The organism is Coxiella endosymbiont of Ornithodoros maritimus, from assembly GCF_907164965.1.
Lineage (GTDB): Bacteria > Pseudomonadota > Gammaproteobacteria > Coxiellales > Coxiellaceae > Coxiella.
In genome coordinates this window covers 1-8,489 of record NZ_CAJRAM010000085.1, presented here as the reverse complement: position 1 = coordinate 8,489, position 8,489 = coordinate 1, and the positions used below count along the sequence as shown (strand labels likewise).

Genomic DNA, 8,489 nt, shown 5'->3' with positions numbered 1-8,489 from the left:
TCAACCCCTATAATCAATTGCTTCAATTAAAACAAACCTTTCCATTAATTCCGCCTGCCCAGAAGATAAATTCATCGCTTTCCTTCGTGTACGGGGAAAATGAATACAAAAAGGCGTTTCCTTAAAGAGAAGTTAAGAATTTAATAAAATTTAACTACCCTTAAAGAAGACGCACTCGAATGATGCCGTCGATACTTTGCAACTGGTGAAGGATGTTCTGATCAATTTTTTTATTGACATCGATGATCGTGTAAGCGATTTCATCTCGGGATTTATTGATCATATCAATGATATTAATATCCGCTTGTGACAAAACGGTAGAAACTTGTGCAACCATATTGGGCACGTTTTTATTAGTAATGGCGATTCGACAGCCTTCAGTGCGCACTAACTTGACGGTGGGAAAATTAATGGAGTTGCGAATATAACCGTTTTCTAAAAAATCTTGTATTTGCTCGACCACCATAATAGCGCAATTTTCTTCTGCTTCTTTGGTGGAAGCACCTAGGTGTGGCAAACAGATAACTTGTGGGAAGGATTTAAAAATCCTACTGGGAAAATCGCAAACGTAGTTTTGAATTTTGTTTTTGGATAAGGCTTGGGCTAACGCTTGATTGTCCACAATTTCAGCGCGGGCGAAATTAAGGAGCACGACGTTATTTTTCATTTGTGCAATCGCTTCTTCGTTAATCAAATGATGGGTATGAGTATTGAGGGGTACGTGTACTGTGACAAAATCACTATTCCTTAAGACGTACCGCAGTGATTCGGCTTGCGCTACTTCAGAGGACAATTCCCAGGCACTGCGCACAGTAATAGCCGGATCATAACCGATGGCTTTCATACCCAGTCGAACGGCAGCATTAGCAACTTTAACGCCGACTTGCCCTAATCCGATGATGCCCAAAGTTTTCCCCGGTAATTCAAAGCCAGAAAAACGTTTTTTATTTTTTTCTACTTGCTGAGTGATCGTTTCGTCATCACCTTCAATATGACGCGCGTAATCAAGTGCGGGATAAATATGGCGGCTTGCTAAGAGGATCCCGGTAATCACCAGTTCTTTCACAGCGTTAGCGTTGGCTCCTGGCGTGTTTAATACAGGAACACCGGACAAAGTCAGTGGGCGAACGGGAATATTATTAACGCCAACGCCAGCACGGCCAATGACCTGAACGCGATCAGCAATTTTTTTATCGTGCAGATTGCAAGAGCGCACTAAAATCGCATCGGGTTCTTCACACTCAGTTAAAAGCGTGTATTTTTCTGGATTAAATTTTTCTAACCCGTGTGGGGAAATATTATCGAGAAGAAGGATTTTGTAATTCATTATAAAATTCTCAAAGATGTCAGTAAAATTAAACCAATGGCGATAGGGGTAAAATAACGTTTACTCCATCGCCAACACCGAAACCAAAAATTATGCCGCTTCCAGCCCAACATTTTTTGAATGAGCGTTGTTGGCAATAAGCAGCCAGAAAAAACAGCGATTAGAAGACCGCTCAGTGGCAGCATAATAGCTGAAGTTAAAAAGTCAATCCCTTGAAAAAAGTAAAGCTAAAATGCTTGAAATAGGGAGCGTGACTGAAAGACAAAATAGTACCAAAGCTTAAAACCCAAAAAATAAAACCCAAAAGAGCAACTACTTTATTGAGCGAAAAATGCTGATTTTCAATGAGCTAGACAATGCCCGGTTCTAATAAAGAAATTGTGGAAGCAAAAGAAGCGAACAATAACAACAAAAAACAGCGCTCTAAAAAAATTACCAAAGGGAATTTGGTTAAAATCGAGAGACAAAATTTGAAAAATTAAACTGGGCCCAGAGTCCGGTGTAAAATGATTAGCAAATTCCACTGGAAAAATGACTAAGCCGGCTAATAAAGAGATCGCCGTATCGGCAAGACAAACGGCGATGACTGAACTAACGATTGGAATATCATCAGGGAGATAAGTACCAAACATAATAATGATTCCCATCGTAATATTTAAACTAAAAAAACACCTACCCTGATGCCAGTAACGCAATGAGTGCCGTTACTCGGTGAAAGTCTAGTTTAAATAATAAAAATGAGCGCACGATAGAAATAATCGGTTGTCATCCCATAAGCGACTAAAATTAGCATCAAAATGATTAAGGTGGGGAACATAAATCGGACAGTTCGCTCAAGGCCTCGTTTAATTCCTAAAACGATCACCGCCGTTGTAGCGCTGACGATGAAAGTGTCCGTCACAAACATCTGCCAGGGCTAGACTGAAATGCTTTAAAATTAGCGATCATTGACGAATGGGTGGTGTTGTGAAATTGATCCAACAAACCTCGAACAAAATAATCGAGAACCCATCCGGCAATGACGACATAGTTAAGTTAGAATTAAATAGCCGGCTGCAATGGTCATGCCGCCCAATATTTGCCAGCGACGGCTTCGTTTTATGATTAACGCTACGTTTTGTAAAGCAAGAGTGGGATTGCCCGCCCTACCCGCCCGAGTAAAACTTCCGACGTCATTAAAAGGTATACCCAATAAAATGACAAGAAGGAGTTAAAGGAAAACAAATACGCCCCCGCCGTTTTGACCTGCTAAATAAGGAAACTGCCAGATATTTCCGAGTCTAATGGCTGCAGCGGCGGTAGCAAAAATAAATGAAGTGCGGGAAGTCTATCGGGTTGGGCTGCTCATTACAATCCTTGTTATTGGTTGAAAATAACAACTAGTATACAATAAGCATCCCTAAAATAGAGAATTAGAAATGTTGGCAATGCCGTGGCAAATCACAACACCGATCGATACAGTCATTTTTGATTGTGATGGGATGTTGAGTCAAATTGAAGGAATCAATCACCTGGCTGAAATTAATAACGTGGATTCGGAAGTGCGACTATTAACCGAAACTGCGATGAACCTTACCGGAATTACAGCCGATATTTATCGAAAGCGCTTGGATTTAGTAAATCCTACTAAAGATCAAGTGGATCAATTAGATGAGAAATATTATGCAAATTTAACTCCCGATACCGTAGAGATTATTTCCATTTTACATAACTTAAATAAAACGGTTTATCTCATTTCGGCGGGAATCCAGGCCGCGGTTGAAGCATTTGCCAAGCGATTGGGAATTCCAACTTCGGATGTTTTTGCTGTGGCTGTTTATTTCGATGGAAAAGGGTGGTATCTGAATTATGAGACCGAATCCCCGTTAACCTACCAGCTCGGTAAACGTAAAGTGATCGAAGCCCTTAGGTTAAATCATCATCGTTTCGTCTACGTAGGTGATGGGATGAATGACATTGAAGCTGCCAATCTTGCTGAACGGTTTATTGGTTACGGCGGCGCTTATTATCGTTCGCACCTTGCAGAAATGTGCGATTATTATTAAATCACGAACGCTGGCGCCGATGTTGCCGTTATCTTTAACGTTGGAAGAATATGAACGGCTATCGCAAGTGGAAAAAACGCTTTATCAAAAAGGATTGAACCAGATTAATGAAGGCCATGTGTTAATTAACAGAATGGAGTTTGAATAATCTAATCCAATTCACGAAGGCGGAAGTAGCCTGTATGAAGCGTCAGCGAAATACGGGTAAGTGCATCGGTTCCTATATTGCGCTGACGCTTCATACAGGCTGTGGTTTAGATTCCTCCCGTCTGCATAGGAGTGATGGAAAAACGAAATTCGATGAGAAAAGATAGTCAAAATAAAATAACCGAAGTGGGTATTTATTTAAAGGACTTACAAAATCGCCTCTGTCGCGCTTTCGAAAAAGAAGAGGGAGGGAGTCGATTTCAAGAAACTTTGTGGGAAAAGCCCAATGGTGGTGGTCGAACGCGTCTTTTGACGGAAGGGCATGTCATCGAGCAGGGTGGCGTGACTTTTCGTGCGTCTATGGAAATCAATTGCCTCCAGCCGCCACCCAAAAAAACCCTGAAATTAGCAGCTTTGCTTTTCAAGCAGAAGGCCTTTCTTTGGTGATTCACCCTCGCAATTCTTATGTACCAACCGTTCATGCCAATTTTCGCTTTTTTATAGTCGGAAAAGACGAGGTTGACCCCCGTTGGTGGTTTGACGGCGGTTACGCGATTTAACCCCTTATTATGGCTTTGAAGAAGATTGTCGCACTGGCACATGGTTGCCAAAAAAGCTTGCGATCGATTTGGCAAAGCGATTTACCCGCGATTCAAAGCGGCTTGTGACGACTATTTTTATTTAAAACATCAAAATGAGCCGCGCGGAATTGGCGGTTTGTTTTTTGATGATTTAAATGAATGGGAATTTAAGCACTGTTTTGAATTTATCAAAATTCTAGGCGACAGCTTTTTAGAAGCTTATTTGCCGATTATGCAAAATCGTAAAAATCATCCATATGGCGAGCGTCAACGCGAATTTCAATTGTATCGTCGAGGCCGTTATGTGGAATTTAACTTATTGTATGATCGAGGAACCCGTTTTGGCTTAGAGTTTGGCGGACGAACGGAATCGATCTTAATGTCGCTCCCACCCCGCGTCGTCTGGCGACCCAATTGGCAGCCGAAACCCGGCAGCGAGGAAGCACGCCTATATGAAGACTATTTAGTGCGCCGAAATTGGGTATCAGTTTCAGGTGCTTGACAACCCTCCGGGGGGATCGTATTTTGCATGCATTATGAAACTCTTATTACACGCGCTTGATATATCAGGCGCTATTTTAAGTTTCTTTTCGATGGTTTTTTATGTCAAAGCGGATAAGTGGGCCTGGCCAATCGGCGCGATAGCTACTGCTCTTAAATATTGTTTTGTATGGCCTAACAGGGATCTATGGTGATATGACGTTAGAGGGAATTTATTTTCTTTCGATGTTTTATGGTTGGTATCAATGGACTCGAGGGAGCTTTGTAATAGGAGAATGGCCCATTTTGAATTTATCATGGCGTTTGCCTGTTATTTTAAGCGTCCTTGCCGCCAGGGGTATTTTTGGCGTTGCTGAATTATTAAAGCATTTCACCAACTCACAAGCGCCATATTTAGATTCACTGACCACTGTCCTGAGTTTAATCGCACAATGGATGATTTGTAGGAAGATCATTCAAACGTGGTTTTTATGGTTTATCGTCGATGCAATTTATGTCGGTCTTTACCTTTACAAAGGCATCCCCGCGCATAGTATTTTATTGGTCATTTATTTAGGCCTAGCCGTGGCTGGCTATTTACGTTGGCGAAAATTAATGGGAGCGCAGAGAATGGAATGGCTTCTTTCAAATTAAGCAAGGGATTTAATTATGGTTAGAGTAATTACCGTCGATGACATTAAAAGTCTAATTCAAAAAGTCACCTTAGAAAAATTTTTTTCTCAGCTCATAGAAAAATTGGAAACCACATTCTCTGGCTGGAATGAATTTGAAAAAATGCCGCGCCTGGTTTCTCATGTTGAAAATGGCGTCATTGAATTGATGCCGTTTTGGGGAAAGGGTTATTACTCAGTTAAATACATCAATGGCTATTCGTTAAATCCCCTCAACAATAAATTAACGATCGTTGGCCTTGGAATGCTTGCCGATATCGCAACAGGTTACCCGGTATTAATTAGCGAGATGACCTTATTAACCGCATTGCGAACTGCGGCAACGTCGGCTTTAGCCTCAAAGCACCTTGCTAAATCCGATTCAAAAACGTTTGCCTTCGTGGGAACAGGTGCGCAAGCTGAATTTCAAGTTATCGCGCATAAGACGCTATTTGCTATTGAAAACATAAAGTATTTCGATATAGATCCAAAAGCCCTCGATAAATTTGAGAAAAATTTATCGTCATATCCTTTTCATTTGGAAAGAGCACGCAATGTTGAAACCGCCATTAAAAATGCAGATATTATTACAACCGCCACTGCTATTCAAGAGAAAACCCAAATATTAAAAAACGACTGGATACAACCGGGTACGACTATTAACGCCATCGGCGGTGATCGCGCCGGTAAAACCGAACTCGATCCGAAAATATTGGAACGTGGCAAAGTGGTGGTTGAGTTTCTCGAGCAGTCCAAAGAAGAAGGTGAAATACAAAATTATAACCACTTCCACGTTTATGCGGAATTATGGGAATTAATTCAGAAGAAAAAATCCCGCCGGACTTCCACGGATGAAATTTTTATTTTTGACTCGGTGGGTTTCGCGTTAGAAGACCACGCGATCTTACGTTTGGTTTACAGCCTCGCCGAAGATTTTCAAGTGGGCCATATGTTGGATATGGTGCCCGAAATCATCGATCCTAAGAATTTATTTGGCTTGCTTTTTTAGGAGCTGTTTATAATTCTATTATTTTGGCTTAACCTAGCGAATTGTAAAAAGACGCTAGTTTTTAGATCCCAATTTCTTTTCTAAATAATGAATATTCTGAGCGCCTTTTTTAAATTTCTCATCTTTCATCATCGTCAAATGGAGCGGTGTATTGGTCTTGATTCCTTCAATCGCAAGTTCTTCTAAAGAATTTTTCATACGCGCGATAGCCTCCTCGCGGTTTTCGTCGTACGCAATTAATTTGCCAATTAAAGAATCGTAATATGGGGGGACGTTATAACCCGCGTATAAATGGGAGTCCATACGCACGCCGAATCCGGCGGGAGCGTGATAGGCAGTCACTTGACCTGGACAAGACATGAAATTTTTGGGGTCTTCGGCATTAATGCGGCATTCAATGGCGTGGCCCTTAATTTGGACATCGCTTTGACGATAACCCAGCGGCAGGCCAGCCGCTACCCGAATTTGTTCTTTAACAAGATCAATACCGGTAATCATTTCCGTAACGGGGTGTTCCACCTGAATGCGCGTATTCATTTCAATAAAATAAAATTCGCCGTTTTCATACAGGAATTCAAATGTTCCCGCCCCCCTATAATTCATCGCAATACAAGCCTGTCCACAACGTTCGCCGATGGTGGCCCGTTGTTTGGGGGTAATGCCGGGAGCCGGTGCTTCTTCAATCACTTTTTGATGCCGGCGTTGCATGGAACAATCCCGTTCCCCTAAGTGAATAGCATGGCCTTGGCCGTCGCCCAGAACTTGAATTTCAATATGGCGTGGATTTTTGAGGAATTTTTCCATATACACTTCGTCTGTGCCAAAAGCCGCTGCCGCTTCCGTTCGTGTCATGGCGATCGCATTTAAAAGCTCGGCCTTTCTATATACGACGCGCATTCCTCGCCCACCGCCCCCACCGGCCGCTTTAATTAAAACGGGGTAGCCAATTCGCTCGGCAATAAGAAGATTAGCATCCTCATCTTTCCCTAAAGCGCCATCGGAGCCTGGAATACAAGGGAGCCCTGCTTCCTTCATCGCTTTAATCGCTGAAACTTTGTTGCCCATTAAATGAATGGCTTCGTGCGAAGGTCCAATAAAAACGAATCCGCTTTTTTCCACTTGTTCGCAAAAATTAGGATTTTCCGCCAAAAAACCATACCCGGGGTGAATGGCGTCAGCATCCGTAATTTCAGCAGCGGAAATAACTGCCGGAACGCTGAGGTAACTGTGCGTGCTGTTTGAAGGGCCAATACATACTGCTTCATCTGCTAAACGCAGATGCATTAAATCGCGATCCGCGGTTGAATAAGCCGCTACGGTTTGAATACCCATTTCTTTACAAGCGCGATGGATGCGAAGCGCAATCTCACCGCGGTTAGCTATTAATACTTTTTTAAACATGAAAGATTACTCGTTTGACTCAATGATAAAGAGGGGTTGATCGAATTCCACGGGTTGTTCATTTTCAACGAGGCAGGCGCTGATGACGCCACTTTTATCTGCTTCAATTTTATTAAACATTTTCATGGCTTCGATAAGACAAATTGTATCACCAACTGAGATACGCTGCCCCACCTTCGCAAACGGCTTAGCTCCCGGCGTAGGGGCAAGATAGACAGTTCCCACCATGGGGGATTTCACTAGATGCCCTGCGGGTTCCTCAGTTTCTTTTAGGGGTATTTTTTCTGCAACGGCCGGTTTTTGAAAAGTCGTCTCCGAAGCAGGGACAAAGGACGGAACCATAGGGGCAATAGTTTGCGTTGGAAAGCGGTTGATACGGACGGATTCCTCGCCGGATTTCACTTCAATTTCGCCAACACCGGTTTCGTTGATCAGTTCAATCAGTTTTTTAATTTTACGGATATCCACGAATTTTCCTTGTCTATTTTAATGGTCATGCTGCGGGCGTATCTATTCCCCACAAGTCACAGTCATTTCAATTTTAGCCTTCGTCATTCTCGCTCAGGCGGGATCCAGGCACGCTGCGCAACGTGTGCACTGGATTCCCGCCTGCAGAATGCCTAGGCGTCAACTTAAGCATAAACCCCTAATGGCTGTAAAGTTGATGCTTCTCTTTCATTCACCTTGTTCCTTTCAAAGCTTCTTAACACAAGGGGCCTCTATCATTACCCACCCGTGGTGAAGCGTGAAAAACTTAAAAACCCGTCGTCCTCCCGCGGGGGCATCTGCTGTATTAATTGAAGCATACAAAACCTTCACGGCCGAGTC

The 8,489-nt window shown here is 42.6% G+C and carries 7 protein-coding genes and 4 pseudogenes; 4 read left to right on the top strand and 7 right to left on the bottom strand.

Translation table 11 applies throughout. The features are described from left to right. Positions 1-160: 160 nt before the first annotated feature. From OWO34_RS07840 to OWO34_RS09935, 5 genes and pseudogenes are all read right to left on the bottom strand, one after another. On the bottom strand, positions 161-1,327 hold the full coding sequence (locus OWO34_RS07840; protein WP_267257125.1) for a phosphoglycerate dehydrogenase: 1,167 nt from the start codon (positions 1,325-1,327) through the stop codon (positions 161-163). A gap of 341 nt (positions 1,328-1,668) precedes the next feature. Further along, complete coding sequence (locus tag OWO34_RS07835) at positions 1,669-2,022, bottom strand: SLC5/6 family protein (protein WP_267257124.1); 354 nt, start codon at positions 2,020-2,022, stop codon at positions 1,669-1,671. A gap of 29 nt (positions 2,023-2,051) precedes the next feature. Then, entirely contained in the window at positions 2,052-2,228 is a 177-nt protein-coding gene (locus tag OWO34_RS07830; protein ID WP_267257123.1) for a hypothetical protein, read from the bottom strand. 129 nt (positions 2,229-2,357) lie between these two features. After that, a complete protein-coding gene (locus tag OWO34_RS07825; RefSeq protein WP_267257122.1) occupies positions 2,358-2,519 on the bottom strand; it encodes a hypothetical protein in 162 nt (53 codons plus the stop codon). 18 nt (positions 2,520-2,537) lie between these two features. Then, positions 2,538-2,639 (bottom strand): annotated as a pseudogene (locus tag OWO34_RS09935) (hypothetical protein); the annotation flags it as partial. Positions 2,640-2,745: 106 nt separating this feature from the next. Here OWO34_RS09935 and OWO34_RS07820 point away from each other — a divergent pair. From OWO34_RS07820 to OWO34_RS07805, 4 genes and pseudogenes are all read left to right on the top strand, one after another. Then, positions 2,746-3,520, top strand: a pseudogene (locus OWO34_RS07820) (phosphoserine phosphatase). A gap of 134 nt (positions 3,521-3,654) precedes the next feature. Next, a pseudogene (hemF, locus tag OWO34_RS07815) lies at positions 3,655-4,602 on the top strand (oxygen-dependent coproporphyrinogen oxidase). Between the two features lie 34 nt (positions 4,603-4,636). Continuing rightward, positions 4,637-5,257, top strand: a pseudogene (pnuC, locus tag OWO34_RS07810) (nicotinamide riboside transporter PnuC). Continuing rightward, positions 5,250-6,260, top strand: a complete 1,011-nt coding sequence (locus OWO34_RS07805; protein WP_267257121.1) for an ornithine cyclodeaminase — start codon at positions 5,250-5,252, stop codon at positions 6,258-6,260. Before pnuC ends, OWO34_RS07805 begins: the two are co-directional and overlap by 8 nt. Before the next feature lie 54 nt (positions 6,261-6,314). Here the strand turns inward: OWO34_RS07805 and accC are convergent, their stop codons facing one another. Continuing rightward, on the bottom strand, positions 6,315-7,661 hold the full coding sequence (gene accC / locus OWO34_RS07800; RefSeq protein WP_267257120.1) for an acetyl-CoA carboxylase biotin carboxylase subunit: 1,347 nt from the start codon (positions 7,659-7,661) through the stop codon (positions 6,315-6,317). A 6-nt stretch (positions 7,662-7,667) separates the two neighbouring features. Continuing rightward, the gene (gene accB, locus OWO34_RS07795; protein ID WP_267257119.1) at positions 7,668-8,129 is read right to left on the bottom strand and encodes an acetyl-CoA carboxylase biotin carboxyl carrier protein; all 462 of its coding nucleotides are present in this window, start codon (positions 8,127-8,129) and stop codon (positions 7,668-7,670) included. Positions 8,130-8,489: the final 360 nt, after the last annotated feature.

Bases quoted from the DNA above. Each gene is read 5' to 3' on its own strand.
- OWO34_RS07840 (WP_267257125.1), bottom strand. From the start codon at position 1,327: ATGAATTACAAAATCCTTCTTCTCGATAATATTTCCCCACACGGGTTA.
- OWO34_RS07805 (WP_267257121.1), top strand. From the start codon at position 5,250: ATGGTTAGAGTAATTACCGTCGATGACATTAAAAGTCTAATTCAAAAA.
- accC (WP_267257120.1), bottom strand. From the start codon at position 7,661: ATGTTTAAAAAAGTATTAATAGCTAACCGCGGTGAGATTGCGCTTCGC.